Source organism: Blastococcus sp. CCUG 61487 (genome assembly GCF_005222955.1).
In the GTDB taxonomy this organism is placed as follows: Bacteria; Actinomycetota; Actinomycetes; order Mycobacteriales; family Geodermatophilaceae; genus Blastococcus.
Genome location: NZ_LWUA01000012.1, coordinates 14392 through 38321, shown reverse-complemented (window position 1 = coordinate 38321; position 23930 = coordinate 14392). Strand labels below are relative to the sequence as shown.

Below are 23930 nucleotides of genomic sequence, written 5' to 3'. Positions count from 1 at the left end.
GATGTCACGGATCGGACGACTCCCGATCGCCGTGCCGAGCGGTGTGGACGTCGCCGTCGACGGTCAGACGGTCAGCGTGAAGGGCCCCAAGGGCGAGCTGACCCACACCGTCGCGGCCCCCATCACCGTCGAGCGCGACGAGGACGGCACCCTGCGCGTCCTGCGCCCCAACGACGAGCGGCAGAACCGCGCCCTGCACGGGCTCTCGCGGACCCTGATCGCCAACATGATCACCGGCGTCACGGAGGGGTACACGAAGACCCTCGAGATCGTCGGTGTCGGCTACCGCGTCCAGGCGCGCGGCTCGGACCTCGAGTTCGCCCTGGGCTTCAGCCACCCCGTGCCGGTGAAGGCACCGGCCGGCATCACCTTCGCCGTCGAGTCGCCGACCCGCCTGCGGGTCACCGGCATCGACAAGCAGCTCGTCGGCGAGGTCGCAGCCAAGATCCGCAAGATCCGCAAGCCCGACCCGTACAAGGGCAAGGGCGTGCGGTACCAGGGCGAGGTCGTCAAGCGCAAGGTCGGGAAGACGGGCAAGTGATGGCTACTGCAGAGAAGACCGCGGGCCGCAAGCCCGTCGGCACCGACATCAGCACGGCGCGTCGCGTCTCGCGGCTGCGCCGCCACAACCGGCTGCGCAAGCGGGTCGCGGGCACTCCCGAGCGTCCGCGCCTGGTGGTCAACCGCAGCTCGCGGCACATCCACGTGCAGGTCGTCGACGACACCGTCGGCCGCACGCTGATCAGTGCCTCCACGATGGACGCCGGACTGCGTGGCGCCGAGGGCGACAAGTCCGCCCTGGCCCGCCAGGTGGGCGCCCTCGTGGCCGAGCGCGCGAAGGCCGCCGGCATCACCGCGGTCGTCTTCGACCGCGGCGGCAACCGGTACGCCGGGCGGATCGCCGCCCTGGCCGACGGTGCCCGCGAGGGTGGGCTGGACTTCTGATGACCACCCACACCAGCAGCACCAGCGAGCAGATCGAGAGGGACGTCTGATGCCAGGACCACAGCGACGCGGCGGCGGCGCCGGCGGCGGCAGCGACCGCCGCGACCGTCGTGACGGCGGGCGGGGCCCCGGTGGCGCGCCCGCCGAGAAGAGCAACTACATCGAGCGCGTGGTCGCCATCAACCGCGTGTCCAAGGTCGTCAAGGGTGGTCGTCGCTTCAGCTTCACCGCCCTGGTGATCGTGGGCGACGGTGACGGCACCGTGGGCGTCGGCTACGGCAAGGCCAAGGAGGTGCCCGCGGCCATCGCCAAGGGCGTCGAGGAGGCCAAGAAGCACTTCTACAAGGTGCCTCGCATCGCCAGCACCATCCCGCACCCGGTGCAGGGCGAGGCGGCCGCCGGTGTCGTGCTGCTCAAGCCGGCCAGCCCGGGTACCGGTGTCATCGCCGGTGGACCGGTCCGTGCCGTCCTGGAGTGCGCCGGCATCCACGACGTGCTCTCCAAGAGCCTCGGGTCCTCGAACCCGATCAACATCGTGCACGCCACGATGCAGGCGCTGAAGGACCTCGTCCGCCCCGAGGAGATCGCGGCCCGCCGCGGTCTGCCGCTCGAGGACGTCGCCCCGGCCGCCATGCTCCGTGCGCGCGCGGGCCAGGGAGTCTGAGATGGCCGAGAAGAAGGCAAGCCAGCTGAAGGTCACCCAGATCAAGTCGGCCATCGGCACGAAGCCCAACCAGCGCCAGACGCTGCGTTCGCTGGGCCTCAAGGGGATCCACGACTCGGTCGTCCAGGAGGACCGTCCCGAGATCCGCGGGATGGTCGCCACGGTGCCGCACCTGGTCACCGTCGAAGAAGTCTGAGGAAAGACTCGCTATGACTCTGAAGGTTCACCACCTGCGTCCGGCCCCGGGCGCTCACACCGCGAAGACCCGCGTGGGTCGCGGTGAGGGCTCCAAGGGCAAGACCGCCGGTCGCGGCACCAAGGGCACCGGTGCCCGCGGCAACACCTCCGCGCGGTTCGAGGGTGGGCAGACCCCGCTGCACATGCGGCTGCCGAAGCTCTCGGGCTTCAAGCCCCCGAACAAGGTCGTCTTCCAGGTCGTCAACCTCGACCGGATCGCGGCGCTCTTCCCCGAGGGCGGCGCGGTCACCCCGGAGACCCTCGCCGAGGTGGGTGCGGTCCGCCGCAACCAGCCGGTCAAGGTCCTCGGCACCGGCGAGCTCGGCGGCGTCAAGGTCGACGTCTCGGCGCACGCCTTCTCCTCGTCCGCTGCCGAGAAGATCGGCGCCGCCGGGGGCAGCACCACCGTCCTCTGAACGTAGACAGGACCCCTCTGCCTCTACCCTCTCCGAGGGTTTCGCCGCGAGATCGCGAGCGGCGGGGGCAGGGGGGTCTTTCTGCCATTGCTACTCTCGGCCGACCTAGAAGGGGAGGGCACGTGCTGCAGGCGTTCGCCGCGGCGTTCCGGACGCCAGACCTCCGGCGCAAGCTGCTGTTCTCCCTGGGGATCATCGCGGTCTACCGGCTGGGGGCGCAGATCCCCGGGCCCGGCGTCTCCGTCGAGGCCATCAACAGCTGTCTGGAGGCCGCCCAGCAGGGCGCCCAGCGGGACATCTACTCGCTGGTGAACCTCTTCTCCGGCGGCGCGCTGCTGCGGCTGTCGGTCTTCGCGCTCGGCATCATGCCGTACATCACGGCGAGCATCATCGTCCAGCTGCTGGTCGTGGTCATCCCGCGGTTCGAGCAGCTGAAGAAGGAAGGCCAGTCGGGTCAGGCCAAGCTGACCCAGTACACGCGGTACCTGACCATCGCGCTGGCCGTCCTGCAGAGCACCGGCATCATCGCCCTGGCCCGCAGCGGGCAGCTGTTCCCCGGGTGCAACCAGCCGATCATCCCGGACGACTCCGTCTGGACGACGGTCATCCTGGTCATCGCCCTGACCGCGGGCACCGCGCTGATCATGTGGCTCGGCGAGCTGCTGACGGAGAAGGGGATCGGCAACGGCATGTCCGTGCTGATCTTCACCTCGATCGCCGCGCGCATCCCGGCCGAGGGCGGCTCGATCCTGCAGTCCCGCGGCGGCGTGGTCTTCACCGTCGTCTGCCTCTTCGCCGTCCTGATCATCGGCGCGGTGGTCTTCGTCGAGCAGGCGCAGCGCCGCATCCCGGTGCAGTACGCCAAGCGGATGGTCGGCCGCCGCATGTACGGCGGCACCTCGACCTACCTGCCGCTGAAGGTGAACCAGGCCGGCGTCATCCCGGTCATCTTCGCCTCGTCGCTGCTCTACCTGCCTCAGCTGATCGTGCAGCTCCAGGGCGACTCGTCCGGCGGGGTCCGGCAGTTCTTCGAGGACTACGTCATCGACCAGAGCAGCCCGGTCCACATCGTGGTGTTCTTCGGTCTGATCGTCTTCTTCACGTACTTCTACGTGTCGATCACGTTCAACCCCGAGGAGCGCGCGGACGACATGAAGCGCTACGGCGGCTTCATCCCGGGTATCCGCCCGGGCCGGCCGACGGCGGAGTACCTGCAGTACGTGCTGTCGAGGATCACGCTGCCGGGCTCGATCTACCTCGGCGTCGTCGCCGTGCTGCCGAACTTCTTCCTCGCCGTCACGCAGCCGGGTCAGAACCAGAACTTCCCGTTCGGTGGCGTGGCGGTGCTCATCATGGTCGGAGTGGGGCTGGAGACGGTCAAGCAGATCGAGACCCAGCTCAACCAGCGGAACTACGAAGGGTTCTTGAAGTAGTGCGCGTCGTGCTGCTGGGGCCGCCCGGAGCGGGCAAGGGCACCCAGGCTCAGATAATCGCCGCCCGGATGAACGTGCCGGCGATCTCCACCGGTGACATCTTCCGCGCCAACGTGAGCGGGCAGACCGAGCTCGGCAAGAAGGCCAAGGTCTTCATGGACGCCGGCGAGCTCGTCCCCGACGAGATCACCGTCGCGATGGTCAAGGACCGTCTCGCCGAGCCCGACGCCGAGGCCGGCTTCCTGCTCGACGGCTTCCCGCGCACCATCGCCCAGGCCGAGCAGCTGCGCGATTCGCTGACCGAGCTGGGGCACGGCCTGGACCGGGTCCTCGAGCTCGTCGTCGACGAGGAGGAGCTCGTCCGCCGGCTCTCCGGGCGCCGCATGCTCGTCGACGGGCAGATGGTCCAGCGCGAGGACGACAAGCCCGAGACGGTCCGACGTCGTCTGGTGGTCTACCGGGAACAGACGGCACCGCTGTCCGGCTTCTACGAGGAGGCGGGCCTGCTGGCCCGCATCGACGCCATCGGCTCGGTCGAGGAGGTCACGTCCCGGGCGCTCCAGGCGCTCGGCATCCAGGACTCCGCCGGAGCCGGTCGCCCGGACGCGGACTGATCACCGGGGCGCGAGCCCGGACCGAGGAGATGCACGGCAGATGACGGCAGGCATCCTCGGCCGCCTCCCGCTGCTCGCGAAGTGGAGTGGACGCATGATCCAGATCAAGACGCCGCAGGAGATCGAGCTCATGCGGGCCTCGGGACTGGTGACCGCCGGCGCGCTCGCCGCGGTCAGGGCGGCGATCCGGCCGGGCGTCACCACCGGTGAGCTCGACGCCGTCGCCGAGGACCACATCCGCTCGAAGGGCGCGGTGCCGAACTTCCTCGGCTACCACGGGTTCACCGGCACCATCTGCGCGTCGATCAACGACGAGATCGTGCACGGCATCCCGAACCCCGACCGTCGGCTGGCCGAGGGCGACAACATCTCGATCGACTGCGGTGCGATCCTCGACGGCTGGCACAGCGACTCGGCGATCACCGTGACGGTGGGGGAGCCCACCGCCGAGGACGCCGCGCTCCTCGAGGTCACCGAGCGCTCGATGTGGGCCGGGCTGGCGAAGGCGGTCGCCGGCGGGCGGCTCACCGACATCAGCCACGCCGTCGAGCAGGTGATCACCGCCGAGGCCCACCCGTACGGCATCGTCGACCACTACGGTGGCCACGGCATCGGCACCGAGATGCACCAGGACCCCCACGTCCTCAACTACGGGCGTCCCGGCCGCGGCCCCAAGCTCGTGCCCGGGCTCGTGCTCGCCATCGAGCCGATGGTCACCGTCGGCGATCCGGCGACGGTCGAGCTCGACGACGGCTGGACCGTGGTGACCAAGGACGGCTCCCGGGCCGCCCACTTCGAGCACACCGTCGCCGTCACCCCGGAGGGCCCCTGGGTCCTCACGGCCGAGGACGGCGGCGTCGCCGGTCTCGCGCCGTTCGACGTCACCCCCCGCACCTGACGGCCCCCTCCCGAGGCTCGGCCCGAGCGTGCGAGGGTCGAGGAGGAGGGGGTCCTTCCGCCCGCTGCCCCCACCGCTCGCAGGCTCGCGGCGGGCCCCTGCAGCGGGGCCGACGTGCCAGCCTGCCGTTGTGAGATAGGCCGGGTTGGAGAGGCGCGCCGGGCCGGGGTACAGTCTCCGATGGCGCTAGCGCCGTTCTTTCGTCGTGCTGTGGCCGCGTGACGGGGAACGCCCTCTGCGAGAGCGCCTGCACCACCTGTTCTGCAATCACCGAGCTCGTCGTCCGTGGGTGTCCCGTGGGCGGGGTGCCCGGGACGAACCACCGAGTCGAGGAGTGCGTGTAGGGCATGGCGAAGAAGGACGGGGCCATCGAGGTCGAGGGTCGCGTCGTCGAGCCGCTGCCCAACGCGATGTTCCGGGTCGAACTGCAGAACGGACACCGGGTGCTCGCCCACATCAGCGGCAAGATGCGCCAGCACTACATCCGCATCCTGCCCGAAGACCGCGTCGTCGTGGAGCTGTCGCCCTACGACCTGACGCGCGGTCGCATCGTCTACCGCTACAAGTAACCGCTCGGCCAGCGACTGCCCACCGGCAGCGCGCGGTCGGCACACGATCGAGGAATGAGGGGCGGCACCGGTGAAGGTCCAGCCGTCGGTGAAGAAGATCTGCGACAAGTGCAAGGTGATCCGCCGGCACGGCCGGGTCATGGTCATCTGCGACAACGCCCGGCACAAGCAGCGTCAGGGCTGAGTCGAACACACAGGGAGCACCAAGGACATGGCACGACTGGCAGGCGTCGACCTTCCCCGCGAGAAGCGGATGGAGGTCGCGCTCACCTACATCTACGGCATCGGCAGGACCCACGCCAAGGAGACCCTGGCCGCGACGGGCGTGAGCCCGGACCTGCGCGTCAAGGACCTCGGCGACGAGGACCTGCTGAAGCTGCGTGACTACATCGACGAGCACTTCCGCGTCGAGGGTGACCTCCGCCGTGAGGTGGCCGCCGACATCCGCCGCAAGGTGGAGATCGGTAGCTACCAGGGCCTGCGGCACCGCCGCGGGCTCCCCGTGCGGGGGCAGCGCACCAAGACCAACGCGCGCTCGAGCAAGGGCCCGCGCAAGACCATCGCGGGCAAGAAGAAGGCCCGCTGACCCACAGCACGTCGATGTGCGGTCACAGCGTCCCGTGAGGGCGGGCGTGACAGCACGGCACGTGCGCTGCCTCCCGGCAGCACCCCCAGGCCACAGCAACTGAAGGAAACCGGAGAGACATGCCTCCCAGGGCTCGCACCGCGGCCGGTGCCAAGAAGGTCCGCCGCAAGGAGAAGAAGAACGTCGCCCACGGCGCCGCGCACATCAAGAGCACGTTCAACAACACGATCGTGTCGATCACCGACCCGAACGGGAACGTGATCAGCTGGGCCTCCGCCGGCCACGTCGGCTTCAAGGGCTCGCGCAAGTCCACGCCGTTCGCGGCGCAGATGGCTGCCGAGAACGCCGCGCGCAAGGCGCAGGAGCACGGCATGCGCAAGGTCGACGTCTTCGTGAAGGGCCCTGGCTCCGGTCGCGAGACGGCCATCCGCTCCCTGCAGGCCACCGGCCTCGAGGTCGGGCAGATCCAGGACGTGACGCCGCAGCCGCACAACGGCTGCCGGCCCAAGAAGCGCCGCCGGGTCTGACCGGTCACTGACGAGACGAAACAGGAGTAATTGACGTGGCCCGTTACACCGGAGCCGATTGCCGCCTCTGCCGGCGCGAGAAGATGAAGCTGTTCCTCAAGGGCAGCAAGTGCGAGTCCGCGAAGTGCCCGATCGAGATCCGGCCCTACCCGCCGGGCGAGCACGGCCGCGGCCGCACCAAGGACAGCGAGTACCTGCTGCAGCTGCGCGAGAAGCAGAAGGCCCGCCGCATCTACGGCGTGCTCGAGAAGCAGTTCCGCGGCTACTACGAAGAGGCCAACCGCAAGGCCGGCAAGACCGGTGAGGTCCTGCTCCAGATCCTGGAGTCGCGCCTGGACAACGTGGTCTACCGGGCCGGTTTCGCCGAGTCCCGTGACATGGCCCGCCAGCTGGTGCGCCACGGCCACATCCGGGTGAACGGCCGCAAGGTCGACATCCCGTCCTACCGGGTGTCGGAGAACGACATCGTCGAGGTGGCCGAGAAGTCGCGCACGATGCTGCCGTTCGAGATCGCCCAGGCCCGCGCCGGCGAGCGCCCCGTGCCCCCGTGGCTCGAGGTCATCAGCAGCCAGCTGCGCGTGCTCGTGCACAGCATCCCGGCCCGTCAGGTGATCGACACCCCGGTCCAGGAGCAGCTGATCGTGGAGCTCTACTCCAAGTAACGGCTCGCCCCTGAGGGCGGAAATGGCCATTTCCGCCCTCAGGGACAGGTTCCGGCGGGCGGACAGATGCCCGCCGGAGCCAGCACCACCCCTCACGGCGTCATATGGCGGTCGTCGGAGGACCTGAAGGAGACAAGACATGCTCATCGCACAGCGCCCGACGCTGACCGAGGAGACGATCACCGAGCAGCGCTCGCGGTTCGTCATCGAGCCCCTCGAGCCCGGCTTCGGCTACACCCTCGGCAACTCCCTGCGCCGCACGCTCCTGTCGTCGATCCCCGGCGCTGCTGTCACCAGCATCCGGATCGAGGGCACCCTGCACGAGTTCACCACCGTGCCGGGCGTGAAGGAGGACGTGACCGAGCTGATCCTCAACCTCAAGGGCCTGGTCGTCAGCTCCGACTCCGACGAGCCGGTGACCATGTACCTGCGCAAGCAGGGCCCTGGTGAGGTGACCGCCGCGGACATCGCGCCGCCGGCCGGTGTCGAGGTGCACAACCCCGAGCTGCACATCGCCACCCTCAACGGCAAGGGCCGCCTCGAGGTCGAGCTCGTCGTCGAGCGTGGCCGCGGCTACGTGCCGGCGCCGCAGAACAAGCAGCCCGGCCAGGAGATCGGCCGCATCCCCGTCGACTCGATCTACTCGCCCGTGCTCAAGGTGACCTACGCGGTCGAGGCGACCCGTGTCGAGCAGCGCACGGACTTCGACCGCCTCGTGGTGGACGTCGAGACCAAGCCCTCCATCGCCCCGCGCGACGCGATCGCGTCCGCCGGGTCGACGCTGGTCGAGCTCTTCGGCCTGCTCCGGGAGCTGAACCTCGAGGCCGAGGGCATCGAGGTCGGGCCCAGCGCCGCCGAGGCCGCCGACATCGCGAACTTCTCGATGCCGATCGAGGACATGGATCTCACGGTCCGTTCCTACAACTGCCTCAAGCGCGAGGGCGTGCACACCGTCGGTGAGCTCGTGACCCGCTCCGAGGCCGACCTGCTCGACATCCGCAACTTCGGTGCGAAGTCGATCGACGAGGTCAAGATGAAGCTCGCGGCCATGGGCCTCGCGCTCAAGGACAGCCCCCCCGGGTTCATCCCCACCTCGATCGAGAGCTACGACGAGGGCTACGAGACCGATGCCTACCAGGGCACCGGCGAGTACGCGGCGGGTTATGACCAGGCTCAGTACGACGAGGGCAACTACCAGGAGACCGAGCAGCTGTGAGCCCTGGGCCGGACGGTGGGCTCCCACCGTCCGGCCCGGCTCCAGCCGGCACAGCACGACCACGAACGCAGCCGCCCCGCACCGGCCGGCCGCCTGAGGAAGGACCGACATGCCCACCCCCACCAAGGGTCCCCGTCTCGGCGGGTCCCCCGCGCACCAGCGGCTGATGCTGGCCAACCTGGCCACCTCGCTGTTCGAGCACGGGCGGATCACCACCACCGAGGCCAAGGCCAAGCGGCTGCGTCCCCTGGCCGAGAAGCTGGTGACCTTCGCCAAGCGAGGCGACCTGCACGCCCGCCGTCAGGTGATGACGACGATCCGCGACAAGGACGTCGTGCACACGCTCTTCGCCGAGATCGGCCCGCGCTTCGCGAACCGTCCGGGCGGCTACACCCGCATCACCAAGGTCGGCCCCCGCAAGGGCGACAACGCGCCGATGGCCGTCATCGAGCTGGTCGAGGCGCTGACCGTCGCGCAGCAGGCCGTCGGCGAGGCCGAGCGCGCCCGCGGCACGCAGTTCGCGACCGGCGCCGGCTCCGCCGCGGCCGCCGGTGAGGTGACCGCGGACGCCGTCGAGACCACGGACGCCGCCGCCGACTCCGAGGACAGCGCCGACTCCGAGGACAGCGCGGACTCCGAGGACAGCGCGGATTCCGAGGACAGCGCCGACAGCCCGGACGAGGCCGACAAGTGACCGATCCCGAGGGCACCACGACCGGTCCGGGTGGCGACACCTCGCCGGCGGTGACCGACGGGTCGGTCACCGACGAGGCGCAGGAGGTCGTCGCCGACGTCTTCACCCCCGACGGCGAGCGGCAGGACGACGGAGACGTCACCGAGGAGCCGACGCGGCAGAACACCGCCGTCGTCGACGACCCGACGCTGTCCCGTGACGTCGCCGACGCCGCCGCGGCGGAGATCAACGCGGCCGAGGTGGACGACGCCGCCACGGCCAGCCTGCAGGCGCCCGGTGGCGAGTCCGCTCCCGACCCCGAGTGACGCCTCGCTGAGCAGCCGGCAGCAGTCGCACGAGCCCGCCACCGAGCACGGTGGCGGGCTCGTGCGTCTCCGCCTGTCGGTGAGCTACGACGGGACGGCGCTGCACGGGTGGGCCCGCCAGCCGGAGCAGCGCACCGTGCAGGGCGATCTCGAGGACGCCCTCGCCACGGTCCTGCGCACGCCGGTGGAGCTCACCGTCGCGGGCCGCACCGACGCCGGCGTCCACGCCACCGCGCAGGTCGCCCACTGCGACGTCCCCCGGCGGGTGTGGGAGGAGCACCGCGACCGGCTGGTCCGGCGGCTGCGCGGCGTGCTGCCCCCCGACATCGCCGTTCCGGCCGTGACAGAGGCGCACCCGGACTTCGACGCCCGCTTCGCCGCGCTGGGGCGGCACTACGTCTACCGCCTGACCGACGCGGTGGGGGGCGCGCCGCCGCTGCGCCGGGCCGACACCGTCGCCTGGCCGCGACCGCTCGACGCGACGGCGATGGCGACGGCGGCCGCGCTGCTGCTGGGCGAGCACGACTTCGCCGCCTTCTGCCGGCGTCGCGAGGGCGCCACCACGATCCGCACGCTGCTCGCGCTCGACGTCGTCCGCGACGGCGACCTCGTGACGATCGCCGCCTCGGCCGACGCGTTCTGCCACTCGATGGTGCGCAGCCTGGTGGGTGCGCTCACCGCGGTGGGCGAGGGACGCCGGGCGCCGGAGTGGCCGGCCTCGCTGCTCGCCCGGGACGAGCGGGCCAGCGAGGTCCCGGTGGCGCCCGCGCACGGGCTCACGCTGGTCGCGGTGGACTACCCGCCCGACGACATGCTCGCCGCGCGCAGCCGGCTCACCCGCGCCCGCCGCGCCCTCACGCCACCTGGGCGACCGCCTCGGTGATCGGGGTGTCGCCGCTGACCAGCTCGACGACGGCGCCGTCGCGGCGTGCGTCGAGCAGGGCGACGAGAACCGCGGCGACGTCGTCCCGCGGGACGCTGCCGAAGTCGAGGCCGTGCCCGAGGGTGACCCGCCCGGTGCCGGGCTCGTCGGTCAGACCGCCGGGACGGAGGATCGTCGTGGCCAGCGCCGGGCGCGGCAGGACCTCGTCCTCGGCGCGCAGCTTGGCCTGCAGGTAGACCGCCATGACCGGGTCCACCCCCGGCGGGGTCCCCTCGCGGGCCTGCTCGACGCCCATCGAGGAGAGCAGCACGTACGGGCGCACGCCGGCTCGCTCGGCTGCCTCGGCGAGCAGCACCGCGGCGCCGTGGTCGACGGTGTGCTTGCGCGCCTCGCCGCTGCCGGGGCCCGCACCGGCGGCGAACACGACCGCGTCGGCGCCACGGGCCACCGCGGCGAGCTCGTCGACCGACGCCGACTCGAGGTCCAGGACGACGGGTTCGGCGCCGTCGTCCCGGAGATCTGCCTCGTGGTCGGGGTTGCGGATCAGGCCGACGACGGTGTCGCCACGGGCGGACAGCAGGCGGGAGAGACGGCGGGCGACCTGACCGTGGGCCCCCGCGACGAGGATGCGCATGCCCCGGCCCCTACCCGTCGATCCCGCCGGCTACCGCCCGCGCCCTGGCGAGATCGGCCGGGGTGTCGCAGTCCAACCAGGGTGGCGGCGTCCCGGGTGGCACCGTCGGGCGCAACCGGCTCGCGGTCAGCGGCGCGAGCACCCGGCGCAGCGACATCGGGCCGCCGGTCGGGCGCAGGGCGCCGCGCAGGGCGTCGGTCCGCCAGACGCCCAGCAGGTACTGGTCGCGGCGGCCGTCGTCGACGACCAGCGCGCCGTCGTCGGTCAGTGCCGAGCGCAGCTCGGCGACCACCCCGCCGGTGAGGAAGGGCAGGTCGCCGGCGAGCAGCGCGACGACGGGGTCGGCGACGGCCGGGAGGGCGGCCCGCAGCGCCGCCACCGGTCCGCCGCCGGGTGGCTGCTCGCGGACCACGACGACGTCTTCCGGGACCGGCTGCGGCGGGCCCACGACGATCCGGTGCTCGGCGTCGGCGACCGCCGCGAGGACGGTGGCCAGCATCGCCCGGCCGCCGACCCGCAGCTGCGGCTTCGCCTGGCCGCCGAGCCGCGCGGCCCGCCCGCCGGCGAGGACGACGGCGGTATACGGCGGCAGCTGGTCCACGCCGTCACCGTAGGCCCGGGATCGTGGGTACCGTCCTCCTCGTGGGGCGAGTCACGAGCCGGACACCGGTCCTGCGCATCCGCGGGGAGCACCGGAGCACCCGGCCGGACACGGTGGCGGCCGAGGAGCCGCTGGAGATCCGGCTGGACGGCAGCCCGCTGGCCGTCACCATGCGCACCCCTGGGGACGACTTCGACCTCGTGCACGGCTTCCTGGCCACCGAGGGGATCATCCGCACCCCGGGTGACGTCGCGGGGCTGCGGTACTGCGACTCGGTGGACGCCGACGGCCGCAACACCTACAACGTGGTCGACGTCGACCTGGCCCCCGGGGTGCCGATCCCGGACACCGGCCTGGAGCGGAACTTCTACACCTCGAGCTCCTGCGGGGTCTGCGGGAAGGCGAGCATCGACGCCATCCGCACCAAGACCTCCTTCGACGTCGCCGCCGATGACGTCCGGCTGGAGCTCGCCACCCTGCTGGCGCTGCCGGACCGCCTCCGGGGAGCGCAGGAGGTCTTCGACAAGACCGGTGGGCTGCACGCCGCGGGCCTGTTCAGCGGCGACGGCGAGCTGCTGGCGCTGCGGGAGGACGTCGGCCGGCACAACGCCGTCGACAAGGTCGTCGGTGACGCCGTGCGCGCCGGCCGGCTCCCGCTGTCCGGGCAGGTGCTCATGGTCAGCGGCCGGGCCAGCTTCGAGCTCACGCAGAAGGCGGCGATGGCCGGCATCCCGGTGCTCGCGGCGGTGTCGGCGCCGTCGTCGCTGGCGGTGGAGCTCGCTCGCGAGGTCGGCATCACCCTGGTCGGCTTCCTCCGCGGCGACGGCTGCAACGTCTACACCGGCACCGAGCGCATCCCGCTGGACTGACGGCCTCGGGTCAGTGGTCGCCGCCTCGCAGCTGGCTGACCACGTGGGGGAGCAGCGGGCCCAGCACGGCGAGGCCGTCCTGCACGCCGCCGGTCGAGCCGGGCAGGTTCACGATCAGCGTGCGGCCGGCGGTGCCGGCCACCCCGCGGGAGAGGACCGACGTCGGGACGCCGTTCTCCGCGCCGTACCGGCGGACCGCCTCGGCGAGGCCGGGCGCCTCGCGCTCCAGCACCCGCCGGGTGGCCTCGGGCGTGACGTCGGTGGGGGAGAGCCCGGTGCCGCCGGTGGTGAGGACGACGTCGATGTGCGCGTCCACCGCGGCCCGGAGCACGTCCTCCAGCTCGTCGACGTCGTCGGGACGGACCTTGGGGCCCTCCACCTCGAACCCCAGCTCGGCGAGCCCGGCGGCCAGCGCCGCGCCGCTGCGGTCCTCGTACACGCCGGCGGCGGCGCGGTTGGAGGCGGTGACGACCAGCGCCTGGGCCCCGGTCGGGAGCTCGCTCACCGGGTCCACTCGCCGCTCTTGCCGCCGGACTTCCGCAGCAGCCGCACGTCGCTGATCGTGGCGCGCGGGTCGACCGCCTTGACCATGTCGATCATCGTCAGGCCGGCCACGGTCACCGCGGTCAGCGCCTCCATCTCGACCCCTGTCCGGTCCGCGGTGCGGGCCGTCGCGGTGATCTCCACGGCGTCGTCGGCCACCTCGATGTCGACGGTGACCCCGTGCAACGCGATCGGGTGGCACAGCGGGACGAGGTCCGGCGTCCGCTTCGCGCCGGCGATCCCCGCGATCCGGGCCACGGCCACCGCGTCGCCCTTGGGCACGCCGCGGCCGCGCAGCAGGTCGATCACCTCGGGCGCGACCAGCACCCGACCGGCGGCGGTCGCCTCGCGGGCGGTCACCGCCTTGGCGCTGACGTCGACCATGCGGGCGGCGCCGGTCTCGTCCACGTGGGTCAGCCGGGCATCACTCACCGTGCTCGTCCCGTCCGGCTCCGCGCTCGCTCCGCTCCTCGCTCGTTCCTCGCTGTGATGCTCACTCGCTGTCGCCTCACTGGAGAGCTCCTTCGATCAGCACGACGTCGACCTCGGCGCCGGCGGGCAGTTCGGTGACGTCCTCGGGGACGACGACCAGGCAGTTGGCGCGGGCGAGGTGGGCGACCAGGTGGGAACCGGGCCCGCCGACCTGGGAGACCTCCCCGTCGACGAAGCGGCCGCGCAGGAACTGCCGTCGGCCGGCGGGCGAGCGCAGGGGGCCCTCGAGCCGGGCCCGGGCGCGCAGCCGGTCGGGGGAGGCGTGGCCGAGCGCACGGCGCAGAGCCGGCCGGACGAAGACCTCGAAGGAGACGAACGAGCTGACCGGGTTGCCCGGCAGCGTGACGACGGGGACGCCGTCGACGGTGCCGGCGCCCTGCGGTCCGCCCGGCTGCATCGCGACCTTGCCGAACTCGACGGTGCCGAGGCCGGCGAAGGCGTCCTTCACGACCTCGTAGGCACCCGCGCTGACCCCGCCGCTGGTGACCAGGAGGTCGGCGGTCGGCAGCTCCGCCCGCACCGTGTCGAGGAACTGGTCGACGTCGTCGGGCACGAAGTGCAGCCGCCGGGCCACGCCACCGGCCTCCTCCACCGCGGCGGCCAGCAGCAGCGAGTTCGACTCGTAGATCTGCCCCGGGGCCAGCTCCTCGCCGGGGGCGACCAGCTCGCTGCCGGTCGACAGGACGAGCACCCGCGGCCGGCGGCGCACCGGCAGCTCCGTGGCGCCCACGGCGGCGGCGAGCCCCAGCTGGGCGGCGCCGAGCGTCGATCCGGCCGAGAGTGCGACGGCGCCGGCGGCGATGTCCTCTCCGGCCCGGCGGAGGTGGGCCCCTTGTGGCGGGCAGTCCCGGATCTCCACCTGCTCGGTGCCACCGTCGGTGAGCTCCACCGGCACCACGACGTCGGCGCCCGGCGGCAGGGGGGCGCCGGTCATGATCCGGTGCACGGTCCCCGGCGCGAGGGGGACGACGTCGGTGCGCCCCGCGGGGATGTCCTCGGCCACGGGCAGCACCACGGGCCGGTCCGCAGCCGCGCCCACCTCGGCCCAGCGCGCCGCGTAGCCGTCCATCGCGGAGTTGTCGAAGCCGGGCAGGGAGACGGCGGCGACGACGTCGCGGGCCAGCACCCGGCCGTGCGCCGCGGCCAGCGGCACCGACTCCTCGGGCTGCAGGGGCAGCAGCGCCGTCACCGCCGCCTGGTGCTGCTCGACAGTCCGCACCGGGCCATCCTCGCTGATCCGGCGCACGACGGCGCCCGCGGTCCCGCGCGGCGGATGTGCGGCGGCCCCGTTAGTGTCCCCAGCGTCCAGCGACGGCGGAGGAGGACGCGTGGCCGAGATCGACAAGATGCTCGAGGCGAACGAGGAGTGGGCCCAGCAGTTCCCCGGCAGCAAGCCGGTGCGCCCCGCCCGCCAGGTGGCCGTGGTGGCGTGCATGGACTCGCGCATCCCGCTCTTCGGTGTCCTGGGCCTCGAGATCGGCGACGCGCACGTCATCCGCAACGCCGGCGGCGTCATCACCGAGGACGTCATCAGGTCGCTCACCATCAGCCAGCACGCGCTGGGCACCCGCGAGATCGTGCTGATCCACCACACCAACTGCGGTCTGACGACCACCGACGACGTGACGTTCTCCGACACGGTGACGGCGGCGACCGGCCGGCGTCCGCCGTGGGCGGCACGGGCCTTCACCGACGTCGAGGCCGACGTGCGCGAGTCGATCATGCTGATCAAGGAGAGCCCGTACCTGCTCTCCCACGAGGTGCGCGGCTTCGTCTACGACGTCGACACCGGCCGGCTCCACGAGGTCACGGCCTCCTAGCCGGACCGGCGCCGCGCCGCGAGGTCGGCGAACCAGCGCACCGCAGCCGGGTCGTCGACGGCGTCGAGCTTGCACGCCTGCTCGACGGGGACGCCCGAGAGGATCCGCTTGACGGGCACCTCGAGCTTCTTGCCGGTGGTGGTGTGCGGGATCGCCGGCACGGCCAGCACCTCGTCGGGCACGTGCCGCGGGGAGGCCTGCGTCCGCACGACCTCCCGGATCCGGTCGATCAGGGCGTCGTCGAGTTCCGCGCCCTCGGCCGGCCTGACGAACAGCGGGAGCCAGTACCCGCCGTCGGGCTGCTCGACGCCGACGACGAGCGCCTCGGCGACCTCGGGCAGCGCCTCCACGGCCTGGTAGATGTCGGCGCTGCCCATGCGCACGCCGTGCCGGTTGAGCGTGGCGTCCGAGCGGCCGCTGATGATGCAGGTGCCGCGGCTGGTGACGGTCAGCCAGTCGCCGTGCCGCCACACGCCGGGATAGGTGTCGAAGTACGCCTCGTGGTAGCGGCGTCCGTCGTCGTCACCCCAGATGCGCAGGGGCATCGACGGCATGGGGGAGCGGATGACCAGCTCCCCGACCTCGTCGACCACCGGCCGGCCCTCGGCGTCCCACGCCTCGACGTGGACGCCGAGCTGCCGGCCCGACATCTCGCCGAGGTACACCGGCAGCCACGGCGCGCTGCCGACGAGCGTCGCGGCGAAGTCGGTCCCGCCGCTGAACACCCGCAGCCGGACGTCGGAGCCCACCTCGTCGTGGACCCAGCGGTAGGAGGTCGCCGGCAGCGGGGACCCGGTCACGCCGATGCTGCGCAGGGTGGACAGGTCGTGGTCGCGGCCGGGGTGCAGTCCGGCCTTCGCGCAGGCCGCCAGGTAGCCGGGGCTGACCCCGAGGCTCGTGAGCCGGTGCTCGGCGGTCAGCTCCCACAGCCGGTCCACCGAGGGGTGCATCGGGTTGCCGTCGTAGAGCACCGCGGTGCCGCCGTGCAGCAGGCCGCTCACCGTGGAGTTCCACATGATCCAGGTGGTCGAGGTGTACGACATCCCGCGATCGCCGGGCCGGGCGTCGCCCTGCAGGCCGCCCTGCGCCAACGCCATGAGCAGGACCCCGCCGTGCCCGTGCACCAGGCCCTTGGGCAGGCCCGTCGTGCCCGACGAGTAGACGATCCAGAGCGGGTGGTCGAAGGGCACCTGGACCGGGGCGACCTCGGCCGGCTCGGCGACGACGTCGGCCCACGGCGTGCCTCCACCGGACCGGTCACCTCCGACGACAGGCACGTGGACGACGGCGCGCAGGGACGGCAGGGCGGCCGCGAGCTCCTCGACGAGCTCAAGCCGGTCGTGCGTGCGGCCGCCGAAGCGGTAGCCGTCGGTCGCGATCAGCAGGACCGGCTCGAGCTGGCCGAACCTGTCGACGGCGCTGCGCAGCCCGATCTCCGGCCCGCACGCCGACCACACGGCGCCGATGCTCGCCGCGGCGAGGACGGCCACGATCGCCTCGGGCACGTTGGGCAGGTAGCCGACGACCCGCTCGCCCTCCCGCACGCCCAGCCGGCGCATCCATGCGGCGGCCGCGCCGACCTGCTCGGTGAGCTCCGCCCAGGTCAGCTCGCGCTGGTCGCCGTCCTCGCCGACGGCGACCAGCACCGTGTCGCCGCCGCGCCCGGCACCGGCCCGCAGGACGTGCTCGGCGTAGTTCAGCCGGGCGCCGGGGAACCAGGTCGCGCCGGGCATGCGGCGGTCGGCCAGCACGGTGTCGTACGAGGTCCCGGGCGCCACGTCGAAGAAGCGCCACACCTCGGCCCAGAACTCCTCGAGGTTCTCCACCGACCAGCGCCACAGCGACTCGTAGTCGTCGAACGAGACGCCGTACCGCGCCTCCACGTCGCGCGCGAACGCGGTGAGCCGGGACGCCTCGACCCGTTCCGGGTCGGGCCGCCACAGCACCTGTCCGGGCGTGAGGTCCTGGCTGTCGGTCGGCTCGGTCATGGAACTCGCTCTCGGTCAGGCGTAGCAGCGCAGCGGGCCGCCGTTGTAGGTGACCATGTCACGCAGCGCCCCGAGCACGTCGAGGTCCGCGCCGCGCTCGCCGCCGTCGGCCTCCAGCAGGGCGCGGTGCAGGTTCCCGACGATCCGCTCCGGGTCCAGCCACTCGGCGTACTCGCCCAGATCGGTCTCCCGGGCGGCGTCCAGCGCGGAGAGTCCGGCGGCCCGCGCCTGCTCCGCGGTGCGCTGGACGAACCGCAGGTAGCCCTCGGTCCGGTCGAAGATCTCCGGTCCGCACACGGCTCCGTGACCGGGGACGACGACCTCCGGCGACAGCGCCCGGAGCCGGTCGAGGGCGTCCAGCGCCCCGGCGATCGAGCCGGCCAGCAGGAACGGGGTGCCGCCGTTGAACACGAGGTCGCCGGTGAACAGCACCCGCTGCTCCGGCAACCAGGCGATCGAGTCGTTCGTGGTGTGCGCGGCCGTGCCGACGTGGCGGACCTCGACGCGGCGGTCGTCGACCCACACGTCGACCCCGTCGCGGTAGGTGACGAACGGTGCGGCGGGTGGCAGCTCGCCCCACTGGACGGGCTCGAACACGACCCCGTCGGGCGGTGGCTGCTGGCCGAGCACCAGCCGGCGGGTCTCCTCGTGGCCGAGGATCGTCGCCTCGGGGAAGTACCCGTTGCCGAAGGTGTGGTCGCCGTGGTGGTGGGTGTTGAGCAGGGTGCGCACAGGGGCGTCGGTCACCCGCCGCATCGCCGCCAGCAGGCCGCGGGTGCGCCGCTCCGTGGAGCAGGCGTCGATGGCGAACACGCGGGAGCTCCCGACGACGAAGCCGGTGTTGTTGATCCACCAGCTGCCGTCGGGCTGGATGTAGGCGAACGTGCCGTCGGCCACCTCCTCCACCCGCGGATCGGGCAACGCCGCGTCGATGCCGTGTCCGGACACGTCGGTTCCTCTCAGCCCCGCCCGGCGGCGCGGGGCAGCGGCCGTACCGGGGCACCCTCGACCACGGTCACCCGGAGGTCCCCGAGCACCTCGACGGAGACGTGCACCTCGTCGCCGGGCCGCAGCCACGGATAGGCCTCCGCGCCGTGCAGCGTCGACAGCTCGAGGATGCAGCCCGTCCCGACCGTGCCGCTGCCGACGACGTCGCCCGGGACCAGCCGGGTGCCGCGCGAGGCGTAGGCCAGCATCTCGCCGAACGACCAGAGCGGGTCCTCGGCGCTCGACGTCGTGAACGGCCGGCCGTTCACCGTCACGGAGGCCCGCAACTCGAATCCCTTGCCGCGCCGGTACGGGGCGAGCTCGTCGGGGGTGACGAGCACCGGCCCCAGCGTGGTGGCGCCGTCCTTGCCCTTGGCGGGGCCGAGCCCGTGGCGCATCTCGGCGCGCTGGAGGTCGCGGGCGCTCCAGTCGCAGAAGACGAGGTAGCCGGCGATGTGCTGCTCGGCCTCGGCGGGATCGAGGTCGGCTCCGGCGCGGCCGACCACCGCCCCCAGCTCCAGCTCGTAGTCGAAGGCCACCGAGCCGGGGGACACCGGGACGTCGTCGTGCGGACCGAGCACCGCGGCCGGGTTGGTGAAGTAGAAGACCGGGGCGTCGTAGAACGCCGGGTCCAGCTCGCTCCCGCCGCGGGCGTTGCGGACGTGCGCCTCGAACGCCATGAAGTCGCGGATCGACGGCGGCACGGGAACCGGCGCCCGCAGGGTCGCGGAGGACAGGGGGAGGACCTCGAGCGGGTCCCGCCGGGCGTCCTCGGCGGCGCGGGCCAGCCGCTCGCCGTCGTCACCGAGGAGGTCGACCAGCCGGCCCGGCCGGCGCAGTCCCCGGATCTCCTCGCCGTCGACCAGGCCGACCCGCTCGGCTCCGTCGGTTGCCGACAGGTACGTCACCCACCGCACGATGTCCTGCCCGCCTCTCGTCCCGGGGTCGGAGCGCTCATCGCATCGTCGCGGCGGCAGGCTGTCAACGTCGGCGGGCGGTCCTCGTTCCGCCCGGAAGAGGCGCGCCGGCGGCTGGTAAGGTGCCCTGTTGGCGCGTGTGCCGGCTGGTGCCGCGCGTGCAGATCCGTCTCCCGTGCTCGGTGAGGCGAACCACCAGCCATCCCGACGACGACGGAGGACACGAGCGCCGTGCGCACGTACACCCCTAAGCCCGGTCAGGTCGACCGGGCCTGGCTCGTCATCGACGCCACCGATGTGGTGCTCGGTCGACTGGCCAGCCAGACCGCGCAGCTCCTGCGCGGCAAGCACAAGCCCCAGTACGCCCCGCACGTGGACGTCGGCGACTTCGTCGTCATCGTCAACGCCGGCAAGGTCGCGCTGACCGGGTCGAAGCGGGACGACAAGGTGGCCTACCGCCACTCCGGTCACCCGGGTGGGCTGAAGACCATCAACGTCGGCGACCAGCTGCGCACGCACCCCGACCGCGTCATCGAGCGCGCCGTCAAGGGGATGCTGCCGCACAACAGCCTGGGCCGTCAGATGCTCAAGAAGCTCAAGGTCTACGCCGGACCGGAGCACCCCCACGCTGCGCAGCAGCCCCAGACCTTCGAGATCAAGCAGGTGGCCCAGTGACCAGCGCGCAGACCGTGACCGACGCCGACGGGCGTCCGATCCAGACCGTCGGTCGCCGCAAGGAGGCCATCGTCCGCGTGCGGCTCCTGCCCGGCACCGGACAGTTCAAGCTCAACGGCCGCACCCTCGAGGACTACTTCCCGAACAAGGTGCACCAGCAGCTCATCCGCGAGCCGCTCGTCATGCTCGAGAAGGGCGAGCAGTACGACGTCGTCGGCCTGCTCAAGGGCGGCGGCGTCACCGGCCAGGCCGGCGCGCTGCGCCTGGCGATCGCCCGCGCGCTGGTCGAGATCGAGGCCGAGGACCGCCCGACGCTGAAGAAGGCCGGCTTCCTCACCCGTGACGCCCGCGTCACCGAGCGCAAGAAGTACGGGCTGAAGAAGGCCCGCAAGGCGCCTCAGTACTCCAAGCGCTGACCGGCACCTCCGTGGGTCGCCTCTTCGGGACCGACGGCGTCAGGGGTCTGGCCAACGCCGACCTCACGCCGGAGCTCGCGCTCTCGCTGGCCCACGCGGCCGCGGGCGTGCTCGCCGACCGCGACGGGACCTCGCGTCCCGTCGCGGTCGTCGGCCGTGACCCGCGCGCCAGCGGGGAGATGCTCGAGGCCGCGGTCGTGGCGGGCCTGGCCAGCGCCGGCGCGGAGGTGCTGCGCGCGGGCGTCGTCCCCACGCCGGCCCTCGCGCACCTCGCCGGCTCGACCGGCGCCGACCTCGGCGTCATGATCTCGGCCAGCCACAACCCGATGCCGGACAACGGCATCAAGCTGTTCAGCCGGGGCGGGCACAAGCTGCCCGACGCCGTCGAGGCGGCCATCGAGGAGTCGATGGCGGCCGGTCCCGCCGCCGACCACCGGCCCACCGGCGCGGGGATCGGCCGGGTGCGCGACCTGCCAGCAGCGGCCGACGACTACGTCGCGCACCTGCTGGACTCGGTGGAGCACCCGCTGGACGGGCTGACCCTCGTGGTCGACGGCGCGCACGGCGCGGCCGCCGAGATCGCGCCGGAGGTCTACCGGCGGGCCGGCGCGACAGTGCACGCCATCGGCTGCGCCCCCGACGGCTGGAACATCAACGACGGCATCGGCTCCACGCATCTCGAGCCGCTGATCGCGGAGGTGCGGGCCCGGGGCGCCGACCTGGGCCTGGCCCACGACGGCGACGCCGACCGCTGCCTGGCCGTGACGGCCGAGGGCGACGTCGTCGACGGTGACGCAATCCTCGCGATCTGCGCGCTGGCGATGCACGAGCGGGGGGCGCTCACCGACGCGACCGTCGTCGCGACGGTGATGAGCAACCTCGGCTTCCACCACGCGATGCGCGACGCCGGCATCGCCGTCCACACCACCGCCGTGGGCGACCGCTACGTGCTCGAGGCGCTGCGCGCCCGCGGGCTGAGCCTGGGCGGCGAGCAGAGCGGGCACCTGGTCTTCCTCGACCGCGCCACGACCGGCGACGGCCTGCTCACCGGCCTGGCGCTGATGTCGCGGATGGCCGCCACGGGCGCCCCGCTGGCCGAGCTGGCCGCGGTCGTGCAGAAGCTGCCGCAGGTGCTCGTCAACGTGCCGGTCGCCGATCGCATCGCCGTGGCGGAGAGCACCGAGGTCGCCGAGGCGGTCAACGCGGTCGAGGCGGAGCTCGGCGAGGACGGGCGGGTGCTGCTGCGCCCGTCGGGCACCGAGCAGCTGGTGCGCGTCATGGTCGAGGCGCCCACGAAGGACCAGGCCGAGGCGGTGGCCGAGCGGCTGGCCGGCGTCGTCGCCCGCGTGGAGTAGCCCTCACGGGCCGGTTCGGCCCCTGCCTCCGACGGGTGTCCGGTCCCGGGCGTCCGGCCCGCCGGGCCCGCCGACGCCGGTACTCTCGGACGAATGTGCGGAATCGTGGGTTATGTCGGTCCGCAGGACGCCCGGGACGTCGTCCTCGAGGGGCTGCGCCGACTGGAGTACCGCGGCTACGACTCCGCGGGCATCGCGGTGCTGGCCGACGGCGCCCTGTCGACGGCGAAGAAGGCCGGCAAGCTGGCCAACCTGGAGAAGGTGCTCGCCGACCGGCCCCTCCCGGCGGCGACCACGGGGATCGGGCACACGCGCTGGGCCACGCACGGCGGTCCGAGTGACGCCAACGCCCACCCGCACGTCTCCGCCGACGGCAGCGTCGCGGTGATCCACAACGGGATCATCGAGAACTTCGCCCCGCTGCGCGCCGAGTGCGAGGCCACCGGGATCGAGTTCGCCTCCGAGACCGACACCGAGGTGGCCGCCCACCTGCTGGCCGCCGCCTACCGGGAGGCGCCGGAGGGGGAGACGCGGCTGGCCGACGCGATGCGCGCGGTCTGCCGCCGCCTCGAGGGCGCCTTCACCCTCGTCGCCACGCACGTCGACGCGCCCGACACGCTCGTGGCCGCCCGCCGCAGCAGCCCGCTGGTCGTCGGCATCGGCGAGACCGACGACGGCGCCGCCGAGTACTTCCTGGGCTCCGACGTCGCCGCCTTCATCGGCCACACCCGCAACGCCCTCGAGCTGGGCCAGGACCAGGTCGTCGAGATCGACCGGGCGCGCGGCGTGACGGTCACCGACTTCCACGGCGCCCCGGTCGAGCCCACCGCCTACACCGTCGACTGGGACGCCGCCGCCGCCGAGAAGGGCGGTTACGACTGGTTCATGCTCAAGGAGATCGCCGAGCAGCCGCAGGCGATCGCCGACACGCTCCTGGGGCGGCTGGGCCCGAACGGGGAGCTCGCCCTCGACGAGGTGCGGCTGTCGGACCAGGAGCTGCGCGACGTCGACAAGATCTTCGTCGTCGCGTGCGGCACCGCCTACCACGCGGGGCTCATCGCCAAGTACGCCATCGAGCACTGGACCCGCATCCCCGTCGAGGTCGAGGTGGCCAGCGAGTTCCGCTACCGCGACCCGGTCCTGGACCGCTCCACGCTGGTCATCGTCATCAGCCAGTCCGGCGAGACGATGGACACGCTCATGGCGCTGCGGCACGCCAAGGACCAGAAGGCCCGGGTGCTGGCGATCTGCAACGCGAACGGCTCGACGATCCCCCGCGAGTCCGACGCCGTCCTCTACACCTACGCCGGACCCGAGATCGCCGTCGCCTCGACCAAGGGCTTCCTCACCCAGGTCGTGGCCTGCTACCTCGTCGGGCTGTTCCTCGCGCAGGTGCGCGGGATGAAGTTCGAGGACGAGGTGGCCGCGGTCGTCGACGACCTGCGCGCGCTGCCCGACGCCGTCGCCAGCGTGCTGGCCGAGATGGAGCCGGTGCGCGGGCTGGCGCGGTCGCTGGCGGGCGAGGACCGGATGCTGTTCCTCGGCCGGCACGTCGGGTTCCCGGTCGCGCTCGAGGGTGCGCTGAAGCTCAAGGAGCTGGCCTACATCCACGCCGAGGGCTTCGCCGCCGGGGAGCTCAAGCACGGCCCCATCGCGGTCATCGACCAGGGCACGCCGGTGGTCGTCGTCGTCCCGTCGCCGCGCAGCCGCGAGTCCGTGCACGGCAAGGTCGTCTCCAACATCCAGGAGGTCCGCGCCCGGGGCGCCCGCACCATCGTGATCGCGGAGGAGGGCGACGACGACGTCGTGCCCTACGCCGACCACCTCATCCGGGTGCCGCGGACGCCGACGCTGCTCGCGCCGGTGGTGACCACGGTGCCGCTGCAGGTGCTGGCGTGCGAGATCGCCGACTCCCGCGGTCTGGACGTCGACCAGCCCCGCAACCTGGCGAAGTCCGTCACCGTCGAGTGACCCCCGTGATGAT

31 protein-coding genes are annotated in these 23930 nt (G+C 72.6%); 23 read left to right on the top strand and 8 right to left on the bottom strand.

All coding sequences use genetic code 11. The features are described from left to right. Position 1: 1 nt before the first annotated feature. The 17 genes from rplF to truA all read left to right on the top strand — a co-directional run bounded on the left by rplF (position 2) and on the right by truA (position 10649). Positions 2-541, top strand: a complete 540-nt coding sequence (gene rplF / locus A6V29_RS01185; protein ID WP_137158581.1) for a 50S ribosomal protein L6 — start codon at positions 2-4, stop codon at positions 539-541. Continuing rightward, the gene (rplR, locus tag A6V29_RS01180; RefSeq protein ID WP_137158580.1) at positions 541-945 is read left to right on the top strand and encodes a 50S ribosomal protein L18; all 405 of its coding nucleotides are present in this window, start codon (positions 541-543) and stop codon (positions 943-945) included. Before rplF ends, rplR begins: the two co-directional genes overlap by 1 nt. Positions 946-994: 49 nt before the next feature. Next, entirely contained in the window at positions 995-1609 is a 615-nt protein-coding gene (rpsE, locus tag A6V29_RS01175) for a 30S ribosomal protein S5 (RefSeq protein WP_137158579.1), read from the top strand. A 1-nt stretch (position 1610) separates the two neighbouring features. Beyond that, positions 1611-1805, top strand: coding sequence for a 50S ribosomal protein L30 (gene rpmD / locus A6V29_RS01170; protein ID WP_137158578.1), 195 nt, complete (start codon positions 1611-1613; stop codon positions 1803-1805). A 13-nt stretch (positions 1806-1818) separates the two neighbouring features. Then, positions 1819-2262 carry a 50S ribosomal protein L15 gene (gene rplO / locus A6V29_RS01165; RefSeq protein WP_137158577.1) on the top strand — a complete coding sequence of 148 codons (444 nt, stop codon included), beginning with the start codon at positions 1819-1821 and terminating at the stop codon, positions 2260-2262. Between the two features lie 122 nt (positions 2263-2384). Continuing rightward, entirely contained in the window at positions 2385-3695 is a 1311-nt protein-coding gene (gene secY, locus A6V29_RS01160; RefSeq protein ID WP_137158576.1) for a preprotein translocase subunit SecY, read from the top strand. 8 nt (positions 3696-3703) lie between these two features. Further along, complete coding sequence (locus A6V29_RS01155; RefSeq protein WP_283956331.1) at positions 3704-4309, top strand: adenylate kinase; 606 nt, start codon at positions 3704-3706, stop codon at positions 4307-4309. Positions 4310-4349: 40 nt separating this feature from the next. Next, positions 4350-5207 (top strand): type I methionyl aminopeptidase, encoded by an 858-nt coding sequence (map, locus tag A6V29_RS01150; RefSeq protein WP_249932910.1) that lies wholly within the window; start codon positions 4350-4352, stop codon positions 5205-5207. Between the two features lie 347 nt (positions 5208-5554). Continuing rightward, positions 5555-5776, top strand: coding sequence for a translation initiation factor IF-1 (infA, locus tag A6V29_RS01145; RefSeq protein ID WP_012950459.1), 222 nt, complete (start codon positions 5555-5557; stop codon positions 5774-5776). A 70-nt stretch (positions 5777-5846) separates the two neighbouring features. Further along, positions 5847-5960 (top strand): 50S ribosomal protein L36, encoded by a 114-nt coding sequence (gene rpmJ / locus A6V29_RS01140; RefSeq protein WP_012950458.1) that lies wholly within the window; start codon positions 5847-5849, stop codon positions 5958-5960. A gap of 27 nt (positions 5961-5987) precedes the next feature. Further along, the gene (gene rpsM / locus A6V29_RS01135; RefSeq protein WP_137158574.1) at positions 5988-6362 is read left to right on the top strand and encodes a 30S ribosomal protein S13; all 375 of its coding nucleotides are present in this window, start codon (positions 5988-5990) and stop codon (positions 6360-6362) included. 119 nt (positions 6363-6481) lie between these two features. After that, positions 6482-6889, top strand: a complete 408-nt coding sequence (gene rpsK, locus A6V29_RS01130) for a 30S ribosomal protein S11 (protein ID WP_026857037.1) — start codon at positions 6482-6484, stop codon at positions 6887-6889. A 35-nt stretch (positions 6890-6924) separates the two neighbouring features. Further along, on the top strand, positions 6925-7551 hold the full coding sequence (gene rpsD / locus A6V29_RS01125) for a 30S ribosomal protein S4 (protein WP_137158573.1): 627 nt from the start codon (positions 6925-6927) through the stop codon (positions 7549-7551). Between the two features lie 139 nt (positions 7552-7690). After that, a complete protein-coding gene (locus A6V29_RS01120) occupies positions 7691-8767 on the top strand; it encodes a DNA-directed RNA polymerase subunit alpha (RefSeq protein ID WP_137158572.1) in 1077 nt (358 codons plus the stop codon). Between the two features lie 109 nt (positions 8768-8876). Further along, a complete protein-coding gene (gene rplQ, locus A6V29_RS22090; RefSeq protein ID WP_137158571.1) occupies positions 8877-9461 on the top strand; it encodes a 50S ribosomal protein L17 in 585 nt (194 codons plus the stop codon). Continuing rightward, a complete protein-coding gene (locus A6V29_RS01110) occupies positions 9458-9766 on the top strand; it encodes a hypothetical protein (protein WP_249932909.1) in 309 nt (102 codons plus the stop codon). The genes rplQ and A6V29_RS01110 overlap by 4 nt, the downstream gene beginning before the upstream one ends. Positions 9767-9827: 61 nt before the next feature. After that, complete coding sequence (gene truA, locus A6V29_RS01105; protein WP_249932908.1) at positions 9828-10649, top strand: tRNA pseudouridine(38-40) synthase TruA; 822 nt, start codon at positions 9828-9830, stop codon at positions 10647-10649. Here truA and A6V29_RS01100 read toward each other — a convergent pair. Together A6V29_RS01100 and mobA are read right to left on the bottom strand one after the other, a co-directional pair. Beyond that, positions 10621-11283, bottom strand: coding sequence for an SDR family oxidoreductase (locus A6V29_RS01100; RefSeq protein ID WP_137158569.1), 663 nt, complete (start codon positions 11281-11283; stop codon positions 10621-10623). The genes truA and A6V29_RS01100 overlap by 29 nt on opposite strands. A gap of 10 nt (positions 11284-11293) precedes the next feature. Next, a complete protein-coding gene (mobA, locus tag A6V29_RS01095) occupies positions 11294-11884 on the bottom strand; it encodes a molybdenum cofactor guanylyltransferase (RefSeq protein ID WP_137158568.1) in 591 nt (196 codons plus the stop codon). 41 nt (positions 11885-11925) lie between these two features. On the opposite strand from mobA, the gene fdhD reads away from it, so the two are divergent. Continuing rightward, positions 11926-12753, top strand: a complete 828-nt coding sequence (gene fdhD, locus A6V29_RS01090; protein ID WP_137158567.1) for a formate dehydrogenase accessory sulfurtransferase FdhD — start codon at positions 11926-11928, stop codon at positions 12751-12753. Between the two features lie 10 nt (positions 12754-12763). Here the strand turns inward: fdhD and A6V29_RS01085 are convergent, their stop codons facing one another. The 3 genes from A6V29_RS01085 to moeA all read right to left on the bottom strand — a co-directional run bounded on the left by A6V29_RS01085 (position 12764) and on the right by moeA (position 15007). Continuing rightward, positions 12764-13258, bottom strand: a complete 495-nt coding sequence (locus A6V29_RS01085; protein ID WP_137158566.1) for a MogA/MoaB family molybdenum cofactor biosynthesis protein — start codon at positions 13256-13258, stop codon at positions 12764-12766. Next, positions 13255-13728, bottom strand: coding sequence for a cyclic pyranopterin monophosphate synthase MoaC (gene moaC, locus A6V29_RS01080; RefSeq protein ID WP_137158565.1), 474 nt, complete (start codon positions 13726-13728; stop codon positions 13255-13257). The genes A6V29_RS01085 and moaC overlap by 4 nt, the downstream gene beginning before the upstream one ends. Before the next feature lie 76 nt (positions 13729-13804). Next, positions 13805-15007: a molybdopterin molybdotransferase MoeA gene (moeA, locus tag A6V29_RS01075; protein WP_137158564.1), complete on the bottom strand. Its 1203-nt coding sequence runs from the start codon at positions 15005-15007 to the stop codon at positions 13805-13807. A 109-nt stretch (positions 15008-15116) separates the two neighbouring features. Between moeA and A6V29_RS01070 the strand changes: the two genes are divergently transcribed. After that, the gene (locus A6V29_RS01070; protein ID WP_137158563.1) at positions 15117-15608 is read left to right on the top strand and encodes a beta-class carbonic anhydrase; all 492 of its coding nucleotides are present in this window, start codon (positions 15117-15119) and stop codon (positions 15606-15608) included. Here A6V29_RS01070 and A6V29_RS01065 read toward each other — a convergent pair. From A6V29_RS01065 to A6V29_RS01055, 3 genes are read right to left on the bottom strand one after another with little or no spacing between them, the layout of a single operon-like run. Beyond that, the gene (locus tag A6V29_RS01065) at positions 15605-17596 is read right to left on the bottom strand and encodes an acetoacetate--CoA ligase (protein ID WP_137158562.1); all 1992 of its coding nucleotides are present in this window, start codon (positions 17594-17596) and stop codon (positions 15605-15607) included. The genes A6V29_RS01070 and A6V29_RS01065 overlap by 4 nt on opposite strands. Before the next feature lie 15 nt (positions 17597-17611). Next, positions 17612-18544, bottom strand: a complete 933-nt coding sequence (locus A6V29_RS01060; protein WP_137158561.1) for an MBL fold metallo-hydrolase — start codon at positions 18542-18544, stop codon at positions 17612-17614. Positions 18545-18555: 11 nt separating this feature from the next. Next, positions 18556-19491: a fumarylacetoacetate hydrolase family protein gene (locus tag A6V29_RS01055; RefSeq protein ID WP_212718913.1), complete on the bottom strand. Its 936-nt coding sequence runs from the start codon at positions 19489-19491 to the stop codon at positions 18556-18558. A 240-nt stretch (positions 19492-19731) separates the two neighbouring features. Here A6V29_RS01055 and rplM point away from each other — a divergent pair, with 240 nt between their 5' ends. From rplM to glmS, 4 genes are all read left to right on the top strand, one after another. After that, complete coding sequence (rplM, locus tag A6V29_RS01050) at positions 19732-20175, top strand: 50S ribosomal protein L13 (protein WP_137158559.1); 444 nt, start codon at positions 19732-19734, stop codon at positions 20173-20175. Then, a complete protein-coding gene (gene rpsI / locus A6V29_RS01045) occupies positions 20172-20591 on the top strand; it encodes a 30S ribosomal protein S9 (protein ID WP_137158558.1) in 420 nt (139 codons plus the stop codon). Before rplM ends, rpsI begins: the two co-directional genes overlap by 4 nt. An 11-nt stretch (positions 20592-20602) precedes the next feature. Continuing rightward, positions 20603-21946, top strand: coding sequence for a phosphoglucosamine mutase (glmM, locus tag A6V29_RS01040; protein ID WP_137158557.1), 1344 nt, complete (start codon positions 20603-20605; stop codon positions 21944-21946). Positions 21947-22039: 93 nt separating this feature from the next. Continuing rightward, positions 22040-23917 carry a glutamine--fructose-6-phosphate transaminase (isomerizing) gene (gene glmS, locus A6V29_RS01035; RefSeq protein ID WP_137158556.1) on the top strand — a complete coding sequence of 626 codons (1878 nt, stop codon included), beginning with the start codon at positions 22040-22042 and terminating at the stop codon, positions 23915-23917. Positions 23918-23930: the final 13 nt, after the last annotated feature.

Coding starts and splice junctions, on each gene's coding strand:
- rplF (WP_137158581.1), top strand. CDS start 2: ATGTCACGGATCGGACGACTCCCGATCGCCGTGCCGAGCGGTGTGGAC.
- rplR (WP_137158580.1), top strand. CDS start 541: ATGGCTACTGCAGAGAAGACCGCGGGCCGCAAGCCCGTCGGCACCGAC.
- rpsE (WP_137158579.1), top strand. CDS start 995: ATGCCAGGACCACAGCGACGCGGCGGCGGCGCCGGCGGCGGCAGCGAC.
- rpmD (WP_137158578.1), top strand. CDS start 1,611: ATGGCCGAGAAGAAGGCAAGCCAGCTGAAGGTCACCCAGATCAAGTCG.
- rplO (WP_137158577.1), top strand. CDS start 1,819: ATGACTCTGAAGGTTCACCACCTGCGTCCGGCCCCGGGCGCTCACACC.
- map (WP_249932910.1), top strand. CDS start 4,350: ATGACGGCAGGCATCCTCGGCCGCCTCCCGCTGCTCGCGAAGTGGAGT.
- infA (WP_012950459.1), top strand. CDS start 5,555: ATGGCGAAGAAGGACGGGGCCATCGAGGTCGAGGGTCGCGTCGTCGAG.
- rpsM (WP_137158574.1), top strand. CDS start 5,988: ATGGCACGACTGGCAGGCGTCGACCTTCCCCGCGAGAAGCGGATGGAG.
- rpsK (WP_026857037.1), top strand. CDS start 6,482: ATGCCTCCCAGGGCTCGCACCGCGGCCGGTGCCAAGAAGGTCCGCCGC.
- A6V29_RS01120 (WP_137158572.1), top strand. CDS start 7,691: ATGCTCATCGCACAGCGCCCGACGCTGACCGAGGAGACGATCACCGAG.
- rplQ (WP_137158571.1), top strand. CDS start 8,877: ATGCCCACCCCCACCAAGGGTCCCCGTCTCGGCGGGTCCCCCGCGCAC.
- A6V29_RS01100 (WP_137158569.1), bottom strand. CDS start 11,283: ATGCGCATCCTCGTCGCGGGGGCCCACGGTCAGGTCGCCCGCCGTCTC.
- A6V29_RS01065 (WP_137158562.1), bottom strand. CDS start 17,596: ATGACCGAGCCGACCGACAGCCAGGACCTCACGCCCGGACAGGTGCTG.
- glmS (WP_137158556.1), top strand. CDS start 22,040: ATGTGCGGAATCGTGGGTTATGTCGGTCCGCAGGACGCCCGGGACGTC.